Genomic DNA, 21,743 nt, shown 5'->3' with positions numbered 1-21,743 from the left:
CGCGCCTGGCATTCTTCCCGCCGGTTCCAGCTGCGGCCTCTGCGCGCCTGGCATTCTTCCTGCTGATTCCAGCGGCGGCCACTGCGCGCTTGGCATTCTTCCCGCCGGTTCTAGCGGCGGCCGCTGCGCGCCTGGCATTCTTCCTGCTGATTCCAGCGGCGGCCGCTGCGCACCTGGCATTCTTCCTGCCACTTCCAGCGGCGGCCGCTGCGCGCTTGGCATTCCATCTTCCTCCTCCATCTCATATCCCATCAAATCATAATAGTACTTTTTCCCTATTGATTTCGTGCAGCCGGTTCCATTTAATTTATAATTGGTGCATCCCAAAAAGAAGCCGTCCCGTTTGCCGGATTTAACAATGAGATATCCGTCACGGCAGTTGTCACACTTTTGAATCGCAAGCTTTCCCCCTTGAAGATTATTGGTCATAAACCCGCAAATCTCTGGTTCATTGCTGCAGATATATAACCGCAGTCCATAGGCTTTTTTGTATTTTAACTGCATGGGATAGCCGCATAACGGGCATGATTTTTTCGTCTTTCGTGTAATCTCATGCTCGTTCCAGCTTCCGCGCAGCCGGACATTTTTATAGTCCCGTTTCAGTTCCAGCAAAAATTCAGACGGATTCTGCTCAGGAGCAATAAAGAATACCCTGTTTTTCGTTCTGGTCATAGCCACATAGAAAAGCCTTCTTTCCTCAGCATAATCAATGGAACGGTCCCCTTTTATTACAAAAGCCAGCACCGGATCGTCCTCTATCTTGGAAGGAAATCCGTAGGTTTCATTTTTTCCATTCACAATGATGACATCATCATATCCAAGCCCCTTGGACGAATGGGCTGTCATAAATGTAATATCAAGATTGGGATATTTGACACTTTTTAACCGGTTTCCACGGCTGATAAATTCAAAGAGCCCGGACCGCTCCAGTTTGTCGCCGTCAAATCCAAAACGGCCCAGAAGAAGGATACTTCCCGGCTTCTTTCCTTCCGCTTTCTTATACTCCAAAATCTGTGCCAACGCCGTCTCTACAGCATGGGCAATGGCATAATTTTCTCCGCTTCTTCTGTTTCCGTCCTTCCCCTTTGAGGTGCTGTCATAGGTATAAATAATGACAGGATCCTCAATATGCTTGGGCGATATCAGCCGTTTGCTGATCTGTTCCGTATTTTTCTGAATAAAATTGCCCGCTATGTCAATGACGTCCTGAGAATTACGATAGGTCTTTACAATTTTAAGCAGCTTCGCATACCCCATTTTTTCCTCAAATTTGGTAAAAAGCGTTATATCAGAGCCGCTGAAAGCATAAATGGACTGCCAGTCATCCCCCACCGCGATAATCTTTGCATCCGTCACTTCAGACAACGCTTTCGTGAGGTCAAATCTCTGTCTGGAAATGTCCTGGTACTCATCCACGATGATATATTTAAAATCGAGTTTCTGCTTCATCTCCTTTACTTCCCGGAGAATCCGCGCAGATTCATTGATCATATCCTCAAAATCAACCGCTTTATTTTCATTTAACCAGCGCTCATACTCCAGATAGCAGTCATTGCAGATATCCAGAAATAACCTGCTCCGGACGTTCTGGGTGGAGTGATACATTCGGTTAAATTCCTCTGCCGTATATCCATTTACCTTGAAATTTGAGATAAATCTGCAAATGAGGCTGATAAATTTTCTTATATACCGGTTCTCTTCCCCGGCCACCAGCATTTCCATCACTTCTTTGTTGGATCTGGGATGTAGTTCAAAGCCTTTCTCCTCTAATTCCTCCCGTAAATGCGCTAACAGAGGCTTGCAGTCTTCGTAACCGGAAAATGTATAAATAAGCGTTGTACCGTGCTGTTTATGCAGACGTACCTTATCATTCACCGCCTGCTTATATCTGTTTAATTCTTCCTGGCTGTATCGGTCATTTTCTCCGCTTTCAGATATCCCGAAATGCTCAATATATGCTGTTTTTTCGCCCTGGGCAATAATGAAATCCGGAGTGTACGGTTTTCTGGCATATAAAATATTATACGGATAGACCGGCTCATACTCATAGTCGATGTTATTCAGATATAAGAAATTCGCAATCTCCACTTCCTGGTGGGATCTGAGGACCTCATTCCGGATCGTTACCGACTTCTTGGTTCTCGCATCAATAACCTCCCGCTTAAAATCCTCAAGGTCACTGCGCATGGTGGAGTAATTGGCCTTTGCAATATTATTAAAGAATCCATTCAAATCATCGCCCTCATAGGGTGCGTCAAAATACGTGGCAAAAAACATGATCAACTTGTTCACCACGGTCTCATTCTGCAAAACAGACCCCCGGAAATAATCCCTTATGACAAAATAAAGGCGGGAGTTGTCCACAATATTCAGTTTTTCTTCCGGTGAATGTTTATGAATGATCGCATTGCCCGTAGAATGAAAGGTAGCAATCGGGCATTCAATCCCCAACGCCCCCTGTATCTTTTCTTTCAGTTCATTAACCGCTTTGTTGGTAAAGGAAACCACCAGAATCTGGGACGGGTCTATCCCCTTTTTGTCGACTAAATATTTTACTTTGGCCGCCACTGTGGTAGTCTTTCCAGCTCCTGCACCGGCGATCACAAGACAATAATCTTCATCTGTAAGGATTACTCTCCGCTGGTCTTCATCGAGTACGACAACCGGGTCTGCGGCTTTTAAAACATTGTCCAGATATTCCTTTTCATCCTCCATGGCCTGTGCTATATAATCGTCATTATGTTTGTCGATGTATGCAGATGTATTTGTGTATAAATCCATAGCAAAATAGGCATCCCTTTCTGAGATGCCGTTTATTTTGCAGAAATCCCCTATCATATCGCTGCTTTTCAGCGCGTCAAAGACTTTGAAAACCGGGTCAAATTTAAGTACTTTATCTATATAGCCGCTTTTCGCTATGTACTGGTTCTCTTGTAAAATGCCTTCCATCATCCGCTTAAATTCCAGAAGTTTTATAACGTTTTCGTTCCTGGGAATAGGCTGGGGTTTGGGGGTAGGATTGTAGGGCGGGGCTGAATTTTCTTTTTGTTTTCCTAGACCAAATATACGATGAAGAAATCCCACTTGTTGTGGCCTCCTTGCGGTTTTGTTGGATTGAGCGCATGGCTGGAATATATATCCAGCATGGATATGAGGTTATTTTAGCATAGTGGGAGGGGTTTGGCTATTGGTAAAAAGGGCGGGAAATATTCTTTATCTTTTCGATATGTAACTTCATGCAATTTCGCAGGACATTTCCTAACAAAAAAATTATCCCTCTTTCAAATATGGAACCACTAAATCATAAAATTTTTTACTCCATTGGGCATGGAACTTTGCCATTTGAATCCAATCCGTCTCATTTTCAATACTGACGTTCCTTAATTGGTAATAAATTTTAGATGATTTAATATCATCTCCACGGCACCACACAAGCGGCACCCCCAGCGAACCTTCAATTTCAGTTCTCATCAAAAACAACTTATCAAAAGCCGCTTTATTATCCTCTTTTTTCATTTTTCCCAGATACAATTCCACCCTGGCAGAATCATAATTTGCCACACAGCAGATATAAAAGCCACCTATTCCGAAAAATCCATTGATCCAGTTTTCTTTAGACGGATTTACATTACAGAAAGCGCCGTTATCGCCATGTGCTTTCCGGATATACTCCAACGCATAGGACCAATATCGTTTTCTCAGTTTATACCTGCTACCTGCAAGCTTTTCATCACTTACTACTGTATCACCTTTTAAATACATGATTAAATCAGCCGGATCTGCATGGTATAATTTGAAAAACCGCCGCAGCATGGACAGTTTCACTCCTGTGCTCGTATTCTTTTCCATATAAATTCCGTCATCGATTTCAAGCGCCTGCCGAAGATCCGTCTCCTTGTCACTTACATACGCCGACAACTCCCTATTCACATCCGCATTATATACCAGTTTCGACAAAACGGATTTATCTTCTGTGTGAAGGATCTTTAAAACCCTTTCAAACATATCCGTCCAACTGGTAACCGGCTGTTCCATATTCTTATAACTGAATCTTGTAATCTGCCTGCCGCTCACGTCCACGTCATCATCCAGCGTATAGGAATCCAGCTGTTTTGCTTCCGGTTTATAATTAGTAACCGGAGCGCTCCATATTTCCAACGCGCGGTACGCAAGATAACTGCTGCGCTCTTCCAATTCAGCCAGCGTCCATTTATCCTTTTGCGCAATATAAGCGTTCATACGTATACCGCTTTCCCGAAATCCATTTTTCATATCTCGCTTCTCAGTAAATGAACTATTACTGTATTTGGAATTATAAGCGGTTAATGTGAGATTTGCCATCCTGTGAAGCCACACTTCATGAATCCGTTCATAATCTTCTCCCAGTTCCCTCACCCAAACCGACGTCAGGTGCTGCGGCATAATATGTTCAACCGAAAAATCACCATCGTCTAAATGGCGGTACACATCCTTGTCCTCCAGTGTACCGTAATTTTCAAACCGCTCCAGAAGGTAAATCTTATTTTTACTATTCATCAGATACACTTGGCGCTCCGCAAGCGCAGACGCAAACTCTGCATCATCGGGAAATCTGGCACGTTCTCTTTTAGACAGCAATGCGTATTTAAACTTGGCCGGATACTCAGCATCCGTTCCATCGAAACGTATGATTTCACGGTGAAGGAGAAGGAATATCTTACTCAAAGCATTTGTCGGCAAATCACACATAGTCCTGCGAAACAGGTAATTTTCTATTGTTAAAAAAATATCACTAGTCTCTGCAACTGTCAGCTTGCCCTCATTCTGTAAACGTAGGACTTCAAGGAAAAACGGGCGTGTAATTGTCGTTTCCAAACGGTTTAACCGGTAAATACAGGAATTGAGCCGCTTATCCTGTATATTTCCTTTCAGCAGGACTTCATACAGCCTGGCGTAAAAGAGCAGCTCTTTTAGAAGTTCTTCTATTGTAAATCCGCTTTCCTCTACAAATGCCTTAAACGTAAAATAGACTTTACTCTGCGATGGAATCATCTGCTGTTTTACACTCAAATAATCACGGATAAAAGAGCTGACATCATAATCAGTACAAATTTCTATCCGATTCCAGTATTTCTCATAAAAATCATTCTGTTCCTTTGTGGGCAAACCCATCAAGATAAAATTGCGTATCTTATCTCCCTCACTTAAAGCCACGCCAGTCGAATTCAGGCTTTCAAAAATTAATTGTGGATTATCATCCTGATTCAAGGTAATATTAATAATCTCCAGCCGGCAAATGGCATCAAACAGCTCATCTACAGTAACTTCCTGTTTCTGAATTCGTTCATAAAAATAATTATAATTGATCGTCAAATTAGATTCTTTAATATGTACCGCGTCATCATCGAACAGTCTGGCAAATGCTTTCTGATCATTCTTAACCGGTTTAAGCTTTATACGTGTTTCCTTATCCTGCCATTTGTCAACCAGATACTCCTCATAAATACGTTCACTTAATGAAGCTTTCGCCGCAACAATCACCTTATACTCCAACAAATTATACATGGCAAGCAGAAGCAGTGAAACGGTTGTTAGGCGCTGCTGTCCATCAATGACCATAAATTCATCATTTTCCCCATCCGGATTATAGACAGAAACAATACTGCCAAAAAAATGGCTCTTACGATGGCTTTTTACTACCGTTACAAGATCATTATATAGCTGTTTGCAGTTTTCCGTCCTCCAGTCATAGTTGCGCTGATAGACTGGGATTACAAACCGTTTGCTTGCTCCCTGCATATAAGCCACAAGTTTTGTCTCTGAACCTTTCATTTGGCACCTCCCTGCCCCATTATCCGCTTTTGCGTCTCACAATTCTTACAACATTTTACTTCTAAAATACAACAGACATGTTTGTTCATAGCATCTGGTCGTGCATCTGATTTCAACCAGCTATAAACCGCATCTGAACATTTGTTATACACCATACCAGTTGATCCTTCCTTCAGCCTTGGTCCCGACACAGGATGCTCTATGTATGCCTTGGCTTCTGTAATATCTTTTATCGCATAAAATTGGGACATGTTACTATAACCCAGTCCCTGAATCTGCGGAAAAATGTACCAGATCCACTGGCTGCGTTTATGGCCCTCTTTAATCTCTGCCAGCGCTTTTTCATAATCCGATTCCTGCGCTTTTAAAAAACGTTCTAAACTTTGCTTGTTATCCTGCATCTTGCTCGCCTCTAAAATAATTTTTTATAGTTTCAATTACTTAATCAGTAAAACTTTCTTCTTTCTTCCAATTGAATAAGTGCGTTGAACAATTGCTCCTGAAGTTCTGATTTTGTAAGGATTTTCATGTATGTACTCAGATCTCTAAAATGCTGCTGTTCTCTCTCTTTTTCCTCGGCTTCATATTTCTCAACTTCTTTGAGGAAATTTTCAACCGTTTCAGGCTCTGCTATGAACAACAGTGCCAGCATATGTTTTCAAATCACGCGCCTTACATCTGAAAAAGCACAATTGCAAGTGGATTTTTTCGAATGCTGTTTGTCAATATTAACTTTATAAGATTCGCCACTGCTGCCAGCTACTACACCACTGTATGAATCCAGTCCAGTATTTTCCCAGGAGATTACCTTTTCCTCATTATAACAGTTGATTCCACGCCATATCGACTTTCCACTGGCAAGTTCCATCATTCCCATATGAACGTTTCTTTCGCATAGTAAATATTCTCTTTCCGGACAGCAAGGTAATGGTACGGTATACAAGGAGTAAATTCTGTTTTGGCGACACTACCTTTCATCGTATCCGCTAATATATTTAATTTTTCTACTTTCCACATTTGTATTACTATATTTTACCATACTCACCCAGTCATTGCCATCTGAAAGCTTTTCTTAGTTTTGTTCCCTAGTTTTATTCCTTGGTTTTATCTTTAATTTATTATACCTTATTTCCAACTCTCATTTCACTTCGCCTTAATGATAAAGAAAAGGCGCAAAAGCAAATAGCTTTCACACCTTAACATATCACTGTTATTTATTTCACTGTTATATATTGTGAATTACCATGTCACGCCTCCATGCCAGAGCGTTTTTTGCAGAGGTACGTGCTGAGAATTTCAGGTTCCCCGTTGCAATTTAAATTTGCAGCTTTCGCACAAGTTGGGGTGTAAATAAATAATCCATTGGGATTATCTTTTACAATATTACTTTTCACAGTTCTTCTGCCGAACCATAATTTTCATACATGAATAGCTTGGAATCTGTCAGCGCTGCATCATCCGATAAAAGTTCGCTGCATCCTGCGGGTTCCGAAATGCATCAAATTCTTTGCCATCATACGCAAAAAGCCGCGCGGTAATGCATTTAGAATTTCTGCCGGCAATCATCTCTACAATTTCTGTTCCAACATCAGGTTTGCATTTTGCATACAGCATCTTACCATCACTTTTCACGGCGAAAATACCAGGATCATAACCTGGAAGCGCTGTCTCTTCATACCAAATCACCGCCAAATCAGATATCCGCATGACACCATGATAAATTTTATCCGGCAGTCTCAGCCAGTTCTTTGTTAAGAAACCGACTTTTGTAAAATCCGTCTCTTTGGTCGGCTGAGGTGTCAAAGACAACAGCAGCGAATCCATCTGACGGCATTCCTTATAAAACTCCAAAATCTCACCTTCGCTGTAACCGCTGTCCTTGGCTGTCATCTCTGCAACGGAATCACCGATTTTGGTTATCAATTTTATCCCAAATATGCTTAAAACAACGCCTAAAACCGCACAGCCTGCGCTAACTGCAATCCAAATAATATTGCTCTCGTATAGAATATGAAGCAGCAAATGGTTGAAAACACCCATTGCCAGTGCCCCAATTCCCAGTATCAAAAGGCCTGCACCTTCATTTTTCATTTTGCTCTTTTTAGTAAGTTCCACTTCGGACCACAACAGTTCTGCCTCTAGTTTTTTACTCATTGGTGTAATCAAATTTGTATCCTCCTGCCTTATATTGTTTTAGGTGTCCGGGGCCTATTCCCAGACCGCATAATAATGCTTTAATTTAGTTTTATGTGATGTATTTTATGATGTTTGTTAATGAATGCTTTTATTTGTCTCGAATAAGCATTTTATGATGTTTTTTACCATGAAGGTCATAAAGTATTTTGATTTGAAAAAATCTCTTTCAGACACCTTCTTCTATGTAACTATATGCCTAATCTGCTATAGACATATAAACCAAATATTGTACCTGCGGAAAATACGTATGTTGGAATTAATAGCATTTCAACAATTTAGTCGGATAATTAGCCTAATCTCTGTCATTGTATAAATCTTCAGAGCATACCCCAGCCTATTTTACTTGAATTAGGAGATTTTAGTCTTTCTTTCGTTTGCGGTTTTCCCGGTTCATCAAAAATTTTTTCTCTTATGGTGAATATTTGACCTTCAACTATACCGCCATTGTTTACATTATTATATCATAGACTTCCATTACATTATTGTAAAAATACGACATAAGCAATTCATCTATATTTAAAAAATTGCTGGTCTCAGGCTTGGGCATGCCGATTGAATTTCCTGGTCTGATTTCGTTGGTATCATTCTTTATTCTATTCAATGCCTTCATAAAACACCATTAGATACTCTTGTTCCCCGCTTTCTTTCTCTGTCATGCTGTTTTCGATATGGAATCCTTCCGCCCGATAGAATGCCACAGCACCTATATTCTTTTCATATACATGCAGTGACAGGCGCTTTTTCCTCTTTACCGCCGAAATCAACTGATGGCCAATCCCCTGTCCCCGGTATCCCTCCGCAACAAATAATCCGGCAATATATTCTGCATCCATTCCGATAAAGCCAAGGATTTCTCCTTTTTCTTCAAACACATATACCTCTGCATTTGGCAGCATTGATCTGACCTTTTTATAATTCTGTCTCCAATACTTCTCTTCTATAAATGAATGAGCCTTCAGGTTCCCCTCCAGCCAAATCTCCATAATCCTATCTAAATCCCGAAACTCAAATAATCGAATCATCTGATCTGACGCCTCCTCTTTCTATTGATATTATACAGGAAAGGTAAGGGGAGCACAATACATTTCAGAACATTTGTTCGTTTTTGTGTTTAGGCATTGTTTTGACTTTAGATTATAGTTGTGGTATGCAAAAGATTTGACTTCCTCTCAGATAATTACAATGAATTCTTTCCTTTGTTTTTTAATTTTAAAAAAGGGCTGAAATTTTTAGATTTGGATCATTTAAATTTATTCAATATTCACTTTCCAGTATCTCTTATTTATGAAAAGAATGAAAAATCGAGGAAAAAATGAGCCATTTGCTGCCCTATTTTATCCTCGATTTTCGCTAAAACTGCTATGACCTGTGGTTAATTCGATTTATTTCTCCTTCAAGCCATATTTTTGCAGCATTACTACTGTTTCTATGTGTAATGAAAGTTGTCTTTTATACTACATAGCATAAGGTTCGTCCATCTAAACAACCGCAGAATCAATGCCGCTCCAAAAACCGTCTTTTCACATACTGTATCGTATCCGTATTGGTCACCAAACAGCTGATTTCCTTCTGTGAGGTTTTCCCACTATTAAACAACCAGTTTAAAGAACCGATTAAGAGGTACCTGTCATCTGCCAGCAAAAGCTTCACATGAGAGGGCGGAAGATATTCAAGGTCTCCGCCCAGTATTTCCAACAGACTTTTTATTGTCTGGGCCGCTGTTTCCTTGCCCCAGGGAATGTCCTGGCGCACCAGTTCGTCAATATCATCCAGAGAGCATTTCACCGCTTTATAGCCAAATACAATATGAATTTTAATCCCTTCCTCTATTTTGCTTCGGATTGTTTCCAGCATTGCATCTGTAACAACATTGTGCCCAATCCATGGGGATATAATATGGATACTGCTATTGGCTCTCAAAAGCATTTCATTTAATATTTCGTTATGCAGCCGTGGTGTATCGATGATGTTATGAGGAATTTTCTGGTTCAAAAATTCTCCAATCTTATCATCATCAAAATAAAGCTGTTTTCCGGACAATACCCGTATTACCAATTCATCTGCAGGGAAATTGTCTGCATCTGTATCTTGGGTGTCAAAGAAGCTAAAAACCTTTCCATATTTTTTAATTATCCCGACTGCCTCTTTTAAATAATTCCCGCTGTTTTCCGCGGCCTGAATATTTCCCACGAATATAAACTGCTCTTTAGCGCGTGAAAATGCCACATTAAGCAGGTTACATTTGCCACCGATAAAACTACAAAGCCCCGATGGCTTCTCCGTATCATCCACAACACAGGAAAACAAGATATATTTTTTCTCTGCCCCTTGGAAAACATGAACGGTTCCGGTCTCCACGCCGTGTATTTGTTCCCGTAGCATTGCCGCCTGCCTTGAGAATGGTGTAATAATACCGATATCCTTCTTAACCCCTTCCCCATACCTCTCTACGAAAAGTTCAATAATCTCTTTGCAGGCCTGGATTTCCAGAGAATTATAATGCTGTGCTGCTTTAACTCCTCTGATATCAAAAGCCGCCAGATTGCTGCCGAATAACTTATCATTATTATTGTCTCCGGTCAGCTCCAGTACATGTCCATACACCAGCTCATTAGAAAATGCCATAATTGCAGGCTCACACCGCCTATGCTCATTCAAAATCACGCCGCCCCTTCTGCTTCCTGCCATTTCATAGAAATCACTGGCACTCACGGCATAGCGTTGGGCACTGGCGTCATCCAGGCAAAACTGTTTATACAAATCCTCCCCCAGCATCTCCGTATATCTCGTTTTAAACAAACCTGACGGTACATTCTTAATTGGCTCAATTTGATTGACATCCCCTACAAAGACCGCCCGTCTTACACGGTATAATGGAGCCAGCGCATAGTATGGCACAATCTGCCCGCTCTCGTCGATTAACAGCAGATCAAATAATTCCGGCACCATTGCAAATACCTTTTTCCGAAAAGAATGGAGCGTTGTTGTTACAACTGGAAAACACAGAAAAAAGGTCTCCCATAATATCCGAACTAACTCAGCCCGTTTTTCTGAATATGGCGCGTCGCCGTTGTACAGGACACTACACCAGTTATAAAAGCCATTCCCACTATCTCCATCCTTTTTTATCAGTAATAGCTTCAGATTATTTAGTATCGGCTCTTTGTGGCGAACGATATAACACTCAAACAAGGATAAGGCCGCCAGGAAAAGCTGATTACGGAGCTTATAAACATCCGGTAGACTGTATAGCTCATGAGGTTCCAGCCCCATCCATTGATCTTCGGGAACCTGAACCCTCTTCCGAAGCTCTTCAATAGATCCAAGGGGCTCTTTTAATATTTCCTGTTCCATCTGATTGTCCGCTTCATTAGAACTGATTTCAGATAGTTGTTTATGGATTTTCTCTGCCTCATTCAAAAGCGCTTTCTGTCTTTCCTCCGCCTGGGAAATGTCCTGCTGAAGCTGCCTCATCCTCTCTTCAAGATTGCTACACTTGACATTTTCTGTTTCAATCTTATCACGAATCTGCTGTTCAGAACCATAATCCCTCTGAACCCGACGTGTCTTGGGAAATAGGAAGCTAAACAGCCTTTTAAGGCCGGTTATACTCATATATTCCTCCAAATCCGAGTAGAGTGAACGAATCAACTTTTGTGCCAAAACACACTCGTTTACTTTTTCAGACATTTCCTGCTTCCAACATTCTATATCCTCTCTTATACCTTTAAGCTGCTTCTGAGTATCCCTGCATTCCTTCTGCCATTTCTTACGTTCCATGTCCAGTTGAAGTTGCATTGCCTCAAGAGCTTTCTGCCTCTCTCTCAACTTATCGGGAGAAAATTCAACTCCATGTGTATCCCGCTGGGAAATGAAGTCTGATATTGCACGGTTTAAATCTTTCATTTTCTGGCGCACTTCCGCATACCGGGCTCTGACAGCCTCTTCTTCTTCTGCACTTATCTCTTTTCCTTCGAGAAATACGAGGAACGGCTGAAAAATGCTTCTATAAAAATCCTCTACTTGTTTTGCCTTTCCCAATCTGGCACAAAAAATCCCTTCGTAATCCGTATCTATTTTCTGTTTTTCATGGTGTTCGTGATCTTCATAGACTACATTGTTTTCGCATATTTTTACAGCGCTTTCTTCATTTGTTTCTGCTTCATCATTTTCAGCATCTTCTCCGTCTGGCTTCCTAAGAGTAGTATGCGTAAATTCAGAAAAGAACGAAACCTCCTTCAATAACTCAAATCCGATATTATCGACCGCCTTATTATTGGTACTGCTTATAATGATGGAGTACAGATTTTTTCCCATTAATGGGGAACGGCTGATTTCCTTTCCCTCTTTTCCCATATCCGTCCATGGCTCATCCCATACCTTCAGCAAGGCATCCGCCTTCTGTACCATTGCATCTGCAATCATCTCCTTCAGCAAAGTGGTCTTTCCCGTCCCCGGAGGGCCTTCTACACACAAAATCTTTGAGCTGCTTACAAGCTGCATTAATTTCCATTGCTTCTGATTTACTGGATATTTTGCCTGATAACTCCCAATATGACTGTCCTTAAACAACACTTTACTGATATCCTGAGGCCGGCGGTCAGATAGCCCCATAAAAAGTTTCACCGTTTCTGGTATAATACTATCCTGACTGATGAAACGCGCCATGGTTTCCATCTCATCATAGAAACAATTTTCAATGACCGCTTCCGAGGATTCAAATGAAATCATTGCCTTCCCAAGCTGTTGCCACTCCTCTGGTACCCTGCATTTACCCAGTTTCACTCCAAAAATACGCTCGAATTCCTCACATATAGTCTGATATAGGCAGGAAAAATCAGGGGATGCATGAAGTGCGTCCACTGCGGATACCATTTCATCCATCTTCTTACCAAAAGAGGTTTTAATATCTGATACGTGCATATCCATTGTTTCTGATAACAGCAGGGTTAGTACATTTTTATTGACAAACGCCTTTTGAATCTGGAACGCGTTCTCCTGACATTCACAAGAAAATGTAAACATAGGCTGCTGTTTTTGTTTCGTTTTGTTCAACACCACCGGGTAAAATACAAAGAATCTGGAATTTTGTTCAATCTCATTGATTTCACTTTTAACATCCTGGGAAAAGCGGGGTATTTTAAAAGTGAGTTGCTCAAACAGCTCCTCCAAGGAGATTTTGTGATCCACATAGTCCCCAACAACGGCGTTTAGCTTATTCTTATCGTTGAGGGATACTCTGGTTTTTAAAATATGTATAATCTTCTCCTTCTTCCAGCAGTTAAATCTGGATGATATAAAAGCAAAATCACACTTTTCCAGTGAAATATCTTCCACGTCTTTATCCCTTACTTCCGTCGACAAAACATTATTGTAAAAATCATAATCCTTGAAATACGCAGTCAGTTGATGGATGTCTCCCATATATTCGTACCGTTATCCTTTCGTAGAACTTGCATTTTTATTTACAAATGTACTATTGCTTCACTTATTCTCTATTGTACCAAGGTGTTAACGTGACGGCTAGTCTAAGTTACATAAAATTACGATTTTTTATTAAAAATCAGCATTTTTTAATTTTTCTATCTATGATTTTATAGATTCGGATCAGACAGCTCAAAAATCGGAATAGAATAAATTAAGGGGAGCGATAATATTCATCTTTTTCCTATTCGGATTATAAATGGTTGTAGAAAAAAAACATTGAAATTTGTATTTCCAAATAAAACTATGTACTAATATCCACCACTTCTTACAATCTCAAAACACTTTAATAAATAATGAATTCGATTGACTTGATTTAAATTATGTTGTATAGGTTATTTTTTTATTTAATCTTTTCATAATACTCCTCATCTCACCAATAAAAGAGGCGCAAAAGTCAAAAACCTTTACGCCTAATCATACCACTACAATTTAATTTCATCCTATCATGATTTAACACCTATATAAAATCGGTTTATGCCTTCTGGTTTTTCCAGTTTACGTTAAATATATATTTGATAATCACATTACACAAAAGCCAGAAAAAACCATCTTTAAACATATTGTTGACATAATATTACAGGCACTCAACGTCCTCTCATATGCAGTAATCACCAGTACAATACTTTGAATACCATTTATCATCATGATACTCTCCATATTCACTCATCTTACAATCTTCGAACAAGTCAACTGCAATTTCTGAAATAACTTCCTTTAATTCCAAGGGCTCTATAAACTCATCAGGTATGTGCTGCTGCCCCAGATATGCCCCTATAATATTGCCTGTTACCGCTCCGGTGGAATCGCTGTCTCCATCGTGATTCACAGACGTTGTGACTGCCTTTACAAAATCATTTTGATATTTTAAGGAACAATAAACAGCTATTGCCAATGTTTCCTCTGCAACCCATCCCTGTCCGATTTTCCTAATCGCCTCTAAATCATCTAACTCCTGGTGAGCCAAACATATTGCCTTATTCATGATATTTATAAAATCATCAATATATTGTTTGTTTTTGTAGATTAATGCGGTTGTCTCAATCGCCTCAGTGACAATCTTCTCCAACTTCATATCCGTGAATGTACACCTTGCTATGATGTGGGACAAAGTGGCTGCTGGAATATACCCTAATGGATGGCCGTGTGTAATTGCCGCCACCTCCGCTGCTATCTGATCGATCTTGACTATGTCATTTTCATGTTTCGGAAGATACAAACCAACAGGAGCTACTCGCATCACGCCTCCGCACCCTTTGCTTCTATTAACCGGTTTTGATACACTTCCGCATTTTTCAGCCTTTAAGGCGGATAGGCACGTATTGCCAGGCGCTCTCCAGTTATGCATTTCTTCAACATTCAACAACCAGGATTTGCAGTATGGATTTGTTGCCTCAGAATCTTCATTCTGAGTTATCAGCCAGTCTCTGTACGCTAATTCAACATAACTCTGCCACTCTCCCATGATTCCAAGCAGACATAATCGGGTATATCCAACCAGCAGGCCGACTGCTGTAAATAATGTCATTTGAGTGTCATCTGATATGATGGCTTTTCCGTTAAACAGCTCATAATACTGTATTCCATTCTTACCATAAATTGTTTGGATATCTTTTGCGCTGCGGAACTCTATTGGATAGCCCAAGGCATCTCCTATGGCTCCGCCATATAGGCAGCCTTTGTATTTATTCAATATTTTATTGCTGTTATTCACTTATTTGTCACTTCCTTTGCGTTTTGGGGGAAATATATAACGTAGCGCTTATTATAAAAATTAAGGTGCTTGTTTTTATATGAGAAACTACTTATTGTTAGGCATTGATTATGAATTATTTATATTTTAAATCATTATTTTTAACTATTATTTTGGACTTAGTTTGCAACAAGCTTTGAAGGGGGATAAAGGGTAATAATGATTCCTGTAAAACACAGTTAAGCCTTGTCAGAAGCCTTCTCTGCCTCCAACACGCTAAACAGACTGTATAGCCGCTCCGGCTGATCAGTATAAGGATATTTGACACAGTTGTCTGGCTTACAATCACCCAACAGGCAGTCTCCGTTTTCCTGCAAAAAGCCGCAGGGAGTATGTATAGTCTGAAATATACCAGTGGAGGAATCTTGGCAAAGGTACTTCTTTATGAAGGTTTCCTCGGTCATCTGTAGATGTTCCGCATCTTTCCTGATATCCTCTATTGGAATGTTTCCTGGATACATTTTACAACAATTTCTGCATTTACTGCAGTCAAATGCGGAAAATAGCTTCTGATGCAGGTTTAAAGATTGCTTACCATCTGCATCCTACATAACTGGAATCTAATTATGCCAGAGTCTGTAGTATAAGTGACAACTCTGGGTATTATAAACAAATAAGTCTTCTATTCAACTTTGCAAATAAAATCAGCCATCTTTAAGCTTGCTTTTTATATCAAATTATTGCATATTCTGTACACTCTTTCTTTAAGAAATAGACGCCGTTTTTCTTTTTCTAAAATCTAATATTGAAATATTTATATATAGCTGTATAGTATCCGTATAAACATGATTTCTAATAAACCGTTCACTTCGTTCATACTCACTATCTGTAAAACATGCAATCAAATAAAAAGCATTCTTATAATTAGTAGATAGCATGTAATCCGTTAGCTGTTTCTCATAACCTTTTCTTAAATAAGAACTACTGCCTCTTTTTATTTCAATTAGAACTTTTTCATCTTCATGATCTGCTTTGTATAATTTAAAATCTACTCTTCCATTTCCAACTAACGCCTCTCTGGTTATTTCTATTGCTTGATTATAAAAATATGCATCCATAATATTTTCTAATATAAGCTGTATACGTTCCTCTTTTACAGGAGTATCATTTTCCCAAAAAAGCTTATATAAATTTCCACACTGAATTCTACCCTCAACATACTTTAACATTGCCTCAACTTCACTCGTTAGCGTAATATGCCTTGTCTTATATTGTTCCTGAATATCTTGTGGCATAAGTTCAAAATAGTAATCTATATTAATTCCTAATATGTCCTCAATAAATGTTTCACCAGCTTTTCTGGTATTATATATTTTATCAATAAACAAAAAATCAGTATCTATAAATAAGAAATCCGGATAAAAAACAATATCATAATAAATTTCTTTACAGTCTTCATATCCAAAATCATCAGATTCAGCCAAATCATTCTGAGCAGCCTGATCTATCAAAAAATGTCCTTTTTCATCAATATAAAGTTGATTAAATTCGGGGATTTCTCGCTGTAAATTGGCCATATATTCGATAAAATTATATAATAGTAATTCATGTAGTGCACACATCTCGTGATAAAACGAATCCTCTGTCCATTGATACAGCTCATTAAATGCTTTAACGCATTTATGATATTGTTCTCTATATAAATATTTAGGCAGAAGAATCTCAATCATATCCCCTAGATCCATCTCCTCATTAAAAACCTCTTTTTTTAAAAAATGATGTATAATATAATTAAATAGTTCCTGATGACCCGTCTGAAAAATTATCATCTCATTCTCCTTCACATAATTAAACAAACAGTTCTCAAAGTATGTTAATACGCGATATGTTCCAAATACCATTGTTGAATTTTCTTGATTTTGTAAATATTCTCCTTATAAAACGTCATAAATTTTAATTTTTTAAAATTTCTTCGTAGTATCCAGCATCCATTTTCATAACTATATTTCATCCAATCATATGTAAGTCCAAGGTTTTTCATAATTTCATCATTATATATCACTATTTCCCCAGACCAAAGCATTTGCATATATACCGAACCATCTCCTTTCAATAGGCTATCTAATATAAAACACTCTGACTTTATTTCTCCTTGCCCATATGCCAATAGGATTACATATCTATCCACTTTTCCATCATTGTATTCTAAAAAAATATCAGCATAAGGTAACTCTTCTATATTTCCATTAATTTCATACATTATTAAATTTTGTATGATATTCCCACTATTATATATTTCAATAGTAGTTCTCTTAACTTTCTTATGTTCGATGACATTCCATACTTCATCAAAACAGCTAAGCATATCATCCTTGTGGTACATAAACTCTCTAGCGCTATTTAACATCTCCGAGAACCTAAGTTCAAATTTATTATCACAAAAATTTTCAAATATATAATTATTATTATTTTCTTCTACTCCCGTTGCTTTTCTAAAAAACCATTCATCTGATCTATTCTCATGGACAAAATATCCGCTCTTAGTAACCCCTATAGGGATCCATCCTTGCTGGGCAACCATCGATACTATTGTTTCCGGACTACAAACTTGTACATCATTAAATAACCTGTAACTATTTATTTTTTTATAAATACTTTCTTCAAAAAAAACTAACAGTTCTTCTCCTTCATATTCATAACTTTCCTGTTCATCCCATTCTTGGTTCCAATCACTACTGGTTAATATTGAAATATATTTATCTTTTGAATAACGTTGAATCACTAAGATTAAAGCAACGGGAAACACCACACTAACATTCCCCTCATTTCTAAGCTCAAGTAAGAAAAAATCCTGCAATTTGCATTTTTGAATTATATTTACTAATTTTTCCTTACATCTTTCTAATTCGTTTACCGTTTTATAAAGAAACGCCAATTGATTTCGAGAAAGTTCACGCTCCTGCTTATCCTCAATTACATCTAAAATTTCTACACATTTTCTCTCAGGTGTAAATTGGTAGCCTTCTATTGCCAAATTCACCTTCTCTTTCCATTCACAAAATGGCGTAATAAGTTCATCCCATTCTGTAGATATTATTATTACTCGTATCTCACTGTCTTTCAAATGTAAAGTAGTTTTAAGTAAGGAGACATATTTCATAATTTCATGTATTGCAGACCGTGATGATTGTTTAGATCGCTTGATCTCTATGATCACATAATTATCATATATATCTCTTGCTAATATATCAATATAGCCATCTGTACCCACATTATTTTCAAGTTTATATTCCGTTTTTACCAGTACTAGTTCACTCGAAATAACATGAAGATTTTTCGCAAGATAATTTTTTATTTCTGCCTCTTTCATATATTTGTTCTCCTATGTACTATTCCTCAAAAATAAATTGCCCTAAAGCATACCGACATTATAAAGGCTCTGGCCGTTGTTATATTAGCAATCATATTTCCGGATGTTTGTAGCCAATCGATTTACGCACTATGGCGTCATTAAATATGCCATAGCAAATATGTTAGAATTTAATATGAATATATCTTCAATTGTTAATCTCACAGGCAGAGATGCTAAATTTATCCTTAGTTGCAAACCTCAAAACGCACTATCTAGTAAACAACAAAGCAACTTGATGCCAAAAAGGTATAGTCTTCCCTTGGCGGAGGAGTTTTTTCCATCCAAATCATAGATTTTCTATTCTGCTTTCTGTCCTTCTTGTATCTGTAAAGTATAGCATTAAAGAGATTGTTTGGAGAAGGTTTTATTATACCAGGAAAGGTATTTTATCAGCAAACCCACCTCCAAGAATAAAATACTCAAGGCTCAAGCGTTTTATTCTTACCAACTTTATTCTGCATAAGTGTTTTCTAATTGTGCAACAGACCGTTGCATAATTACTACATTAGCTCTTTTTCAATTGCAACACCGTTCTTTCAATACTCAGGATGCACGGCAAGAAAAGACAGTTCTTTTTCTTTGAGCACAAAAGTAATCCCGCTATTCTCCCATCTTTTTCTTCCATAATTGCTCCATCATTGCTGGTAGCATTATATACTGCTCCTAAAAAATTCTTTTCTTTATACCCGGCAAAATCATCTTTTACCAGTTCCATCAAGGATAGGATTTGACCTTCATCGTTCTTTGTTACATACCTTATCATGGGCCTGCCTTCCATATCATGAATAAAAATAGTGACTTCAACCTATAGCTTCTTTACAAAAATAATTTCCAGGGGCTCTTCTGGCAACAGGAGTGCACCAGAATCCACATAGTTCAATTTACGGTGAAAATGCTGTGCCGCTTCATTCGACAAAGAAGATGTCATGACTAAATCATACCCCTTAGTCTTCATTTGTTTTTCCCAATAAGCAACCATTTTTCTTCCATAGCCACAGCTACGATACCGTTCAAGTATAAACAACATATTCATAAACGGCGTGTTATCCCAAAACAAATTCCACCGCAGCCAGCCTATAAAGCTTCCGTTATCTTCTGCCACAATTACCCGGCCAAGCGATACGGCAGATTCCAGTTCAGTTATCCTGATATGTTTATCATATATAGAAAGAATTTCAATATCTGATTTTTCCGCAAGCCTAATATTCACATGCTCTCCTCCTCATACTCCAGCCCATACTCCCGGCACCAGTCAATGGCCAATTTCCTGTAATACTCTGCCTGAAAATCATACCACTGCTGTGAAATCCCCATTCTGTCTACCATATCCTTAAATCTCCTGAACGCTCCCCGCCTCCGTATGGCACATTCCAGTTTATCCGCCCTTTCACCTTTTAAAGTCCAGATAAATTCTTCCATGATATGATATTCGTGAATTTCAAATTTCGTTGGAAGCCTTAAATAGCGTTCCGGTTTTTCTTCAATTTCATCTTCCAACCCCTCATTGTCCAGACCAGTAATCAGCTCATCTGCAAGGAACACACTTTCTCCTGTTTCTAAATCCAAAAAATATGTATAATTATCATCTGCCATCTCAATCGCATCCAAAATGACACCTAATTTTACTTTCATCCCTAAAGCCCCCTGTCTATTGTTAAAAATCTGGCATCTTAAATTGATTTCTTTCAAGACTTATTTTAATAAGTATAACATGAGCAGAAGAATGTTTCAGTAATTTGTTACTTTCGCCATGAATTATAGTTTTTGCCAAACAGTATCCACTTTTGCCAAATAGTATGGTTTTTGCCGGATTGTATCTTTTGCCCGACAAAGCCCTCATTTTCAAACTATCCGGCGTTATCCCCGTCCCCCTATCTGCGGAAACTTATCTATCTCACCTTCTGGAAAAACACAACTCCATTTTCTCCAAAAAATCCCGAACCCCCGCCTAGAATCAAGGTTTTCGCACCAGCAACACGGCGGTCTCAACGTGTATTGAGTGAATAATAATGATGTCTGAAAGACGTGGCGCACCCCTGGCGGAGTTTCGCTTGTCTTATTTATTAACTCGTAAATAATATCACCTTTTCAACTCTTATCCGTTTTATGTTCCAATATTTTTATCGAATCCAAATAATCCTTCTCCACATCACTGAGGGTTCTGGTTTTATATTTTCTGTATTCACTCGTTGCTTTATCAACTGCTTGTTTATGAGTAACACTTCCGTTTCCTTGAAGTAACTGTTCGCCACTCATTGTAAGTATACGATCCAAATGCGCTGCCCAATCGCTCATAGTCATTACCTGTTCCCGCTCTGCCTGACGTTCCGCAAAATCAAGATACCCTGAAACAAGTTGTCCCATCGCCCGAAGTTCTTTTTCATTCAGATAGTTTTTGGCAATGACAGCCTCTTTTAATGTTGGCTGGTTTCCTGCAAATGTCATAAGTCCCATAAACTCTTTTTCAGCATCCGCTCTGGTATAAATAACTTCTGCTGCAGTTTGTCCATGAATCGCATAGTGAATCTTATTCTGAACCTTTTTAAAGAACTGAATAGATATTTCAGCTTTCGGATCATAATCAATACTTGTAGCATAAATTTCTAAGACTTGCCTGTAAAATACCTTCTCAGAAGCACGTATATCTCTAATACGTTCGAGTAATTCTTTAAAGTAGCCTCCACCACCCAGATTCTTCAGCCGCTCATCGTCCAGCGCAAAACCTTTTCTCATATATTCTTTTAAAATGCCTGTTGCCCATATTCTAAATTGTGTGCCGCGCTTTGACTTCACACGATAACCGACCGAAATAATCACGTCAAGATTATAATAATCTACATCATAAACTTTTCCGTCAGCAGCAGTATAGGCAAATTTTGCCCATACTGATTCTTTGGACAATTCTCCTTCTTTAAAAACATTTCTCACATGCTTGCCTATTACGCTTCTATCTCTTTGAAACAACTCCGCCATCTGATCAATTGACAGCCAGACCGTATCTCCATCAAAAGTTGTATCTATCTTTGCCAAACCGTCTTCTGTTGTGTATATAATAATATTTGATTTCCTATTAATAGCACCTTGACTATTCACTCCGTTCACCTCCTCGCCTTTGCTATGCCTTTACTTTTTTAATGTATCGGTTCT

14 protein-coding genes are annotated in these 21,743 nt (G+C 38.7%); all 14 read right to left on the bottom strand.

The window, feature by feature from the left end; genetic code table 11:
• The coding region (locus GPL15_RS02520) for a UvrD-helicase domain-containing protein (RefSeq protein WP_252198046.1) at positions 1 to 2,952 on the bottom strand (2,952 nt) is incomplete at its 3' end.
• A 318-nt stretch (positions 2,953 to 3,270) separates the two neighbouring features.
• Positions 3,271 to 5,811, bottom strand: a complete 2,541-nt coding sequence (locus GPL15_RS02515) for a DUF4268 domain-containing protein (protein WP_215695642.1) — start codon at positions 5,809 to 5,811, stop codon at positions 3,271 to 3,273.
• Positions 5,808 to 6,212: a DUF1810 family protein gene (locus tag GPL15_RS02510; protein ID WP_215695640.1), complete on the bottom strand. Its 405-nt coding sequence runs from the start codon at positions 6,210 to 6,212 to the stop codon at positions 5,808 to 5,810. Before GPL15_RS02510 ends, GPL15_RS02515 begins: the two co-directional genes overlap by 4 nt.
• 44 nt (positions 6,213 to 6,256) lie before the next feature.
• Positions 6,257 to 6,463, bottom strand: coding sequence for a hypothetical protein (locus tag GPL15_RS27245; protein WP_252198044.1), 207 nt, complete (start codon positions 6,461 to 6,463; stop codon positions 6,257 to 6,259).
• A gap of 791 nt (positions 6,464 to 7,254) precedes the next feature.
• Positions 7,255 to 7,977 carry a hypothetical protein gene (locus GPL15_RS02500; RefSeq protein WP_215695638.1) on the bottom strand — a complete coding sequence of 241 codons (723 nt, stop codon included), beginning with the start codon at positions 7,975 to 7,977 and terminating at the stop codon, positions 7,255 to 7,257.
• A 623-nt stretch (positions 7,978 to 8,600) separates the two neighbouring features.
• Entirely contained in the window at positions 8,601 to 9,029 is a 429-nt protein-coding gene (locus GPL15_RS02495; RefSeq protein WP_215695636.1) for an N-acetyltransferase, read from the bottom strand.
• A 472-nt stretch (positions 9,030 to 9,501) separates the two neighbouring features.
• Positions 9,502 to 13,431 carry an AAA domain-containing protein gene (locus GPL15_RS02490; protein WP_215695634.1) on the bottom strand — a complete coding sequence of 1,310 codons (3,930 nt, stop codon included), beginning with the start codon at positions 13,429 to 13,431 and terminating at the stop codon, positions 9,502 to 9,504.
• Between the two features lie 658 nt (positions 13,432 to 14,089).
• Entirely contained in the window at positions 14,090 to 15,205 is a 1,116-nt protein-coding gene (locus GPL15_RS02485) for an ADP-ribosylglycohydrolase family protein (RefSeq protein WP_215695632.1), read from the bottom strand.
• Positions 15,206 to 15,948: 743 nt separating this feature from the next.
• The gene (locus GPL15_RS02475) at positions 15,949 to 17,013 is read right to left on the bottom strand and encodes a hypothetical protein (RefSeq protein WP_215695628.1); all 1,065 of its coding nucleotides are present in this window, start codon (positions 17,011 to 17,013) and stop codon (positions 15,949 to 15,951) included.
• A gap of 44 nt (positions 17,014 to 17,057) precedes the next feature.
• Entirely contained in the window at positions 17,058 to 18,554 is a 1,497-nt protein-coding gene (locus tag GPL15_RS02470) for an endonuclease NucS domain-containing protein (protein WP_215695626.1), read from the bottom strand.
• Between the two features lie 547 nt (positions 18,555 to 19,101).
• Positions 19,102 to 19,359, bottom strand: a complete 258-nt coding sequence (locus GPL15_RS02465) for a hypothetical protein (protein WP_252198043.1) — start codon at positions 19,357 to 19,359, stop codon at positions 19,102 to 19,104.
• A gap of 42 nt (positions 19,360 to 19,401) precedes the next feature.
• Positions 19,402 to 19,806: a GNAT family N-acetyltransferase gene (locus GPL15_RS27240; protein ID WP_215695624.1), complete on the bottom strand. Its 405-nt coding sequence runs from the start codon at positions 19,804 to 19,806 to the stop codon at positions 19,402 to 19,404.
• A complete protein-coding gene (locus tag GPL15_RS02455; protein ID WP_215695622.1) occupies positions 19,803 to 20,228 on the bottom strand; it encodes a UPF0158 family protein in 426 nt (141 codons plus the stop codon). Before GPL15_RS02455 ends, GPL15_RS27240 begins: the two co-directional genes overlap by 4 nt.
• 456 nt (positions 20,229 to 20,684) lie before the next feature.
• Positions 20,685 to 21,689, bottom strand: coding sequence for a virulence RhuM family protein (gene rhuM / locus GPL15_RS02450; protein WP_215695620.1), 1,005 nt, complete (start codon positions 21,687 to 21,689; stop codon positions 20,685 to 20,687).
• Between the last annotated feature and the right edge of the window lie 54 nt (positions 21,690 to 21,743).

The organism is Clostridium sp. MCC353, from assembly GCF_018785315.1.
GTDB lineage: Bacteria > Bacillota > Clostridia > Lachnospirales > Lachnospiraceae > CHH4-2.
This window is presented reverse-complemented; position numbering and strand designations above follow the sequence as displayed.

What these genes read in the sequence shown, in the direction of transcription:
- GPL15_RS02455 (WP_215695622.1), bottom strand. Translation starts at nt 20,228, where the DNA reads ATGAAAGTAAAATTAGGTGTCATTTTGGATGCGATTGAGATGGCAGAT.
- GPL15_RS02515 (WP_215695642.1), bottom strand. Translation starts at nt 5,811, where the DNA reads ATGAAAGGTTCAGAGACAAAACTTGTGGCTTATATGCAGGGAGCAAGC.
- GPL15_RS02490 (WP_215695634.1), bottom strand. Translation starts at nt 13,431, where the DNA reads ATGGGAGACATCCATCAACTGACTGCGTATTTCAAGGATTATGATTTT.
- GPL15_RS27245 (WP_252198044.1), bottom strand. Translation starts at nt 6,463, where the DNA reads ATGCTGGCACTGTTGTTCATAGCAGAGCCTGAAACGGTTGAAAATTTC.
- GPL15_RS02475 (WP_215695628.1), bottom strand. Translation starts at nt 17,013, where the DNA reads ATGATAATTTTTCAGACGGGTCATCAGGAACTATTTAATTATATTATA.
- GPL15_RS02495 (WP_215695636.1), bottom strand. Translation starts at nt 9,029, where the DNA reads ATGATTCGATTATTTGAGTTTCGGGATTTAGATAGGATTATGGAGATT.
- GPL15_RS02465 (WP_252198043.1), bottom strand. Translation starts at nt 19,359, where the DNA reads ATGATAAGGTATGTAACAAAGAACGATGAAGGTCAAATCCTATCCTTG.
- GPL15_RS02470 (WP_215695626.1), bottom strand. Translation starts at nt 18,554, where the DNA reads ATGAAAGAGGCAGAAATAAAAAATTATCTTGCGAAAAATCTTCATGTT.
- GPL15_RS02510 (WP_215695640.1), bottom strand. Translation starts at nt 6,212, where the DNA reads ATGCAGGATAACAAGCAAAGTTTAGAACGTTTTTTAAAAGCGCAGGAA.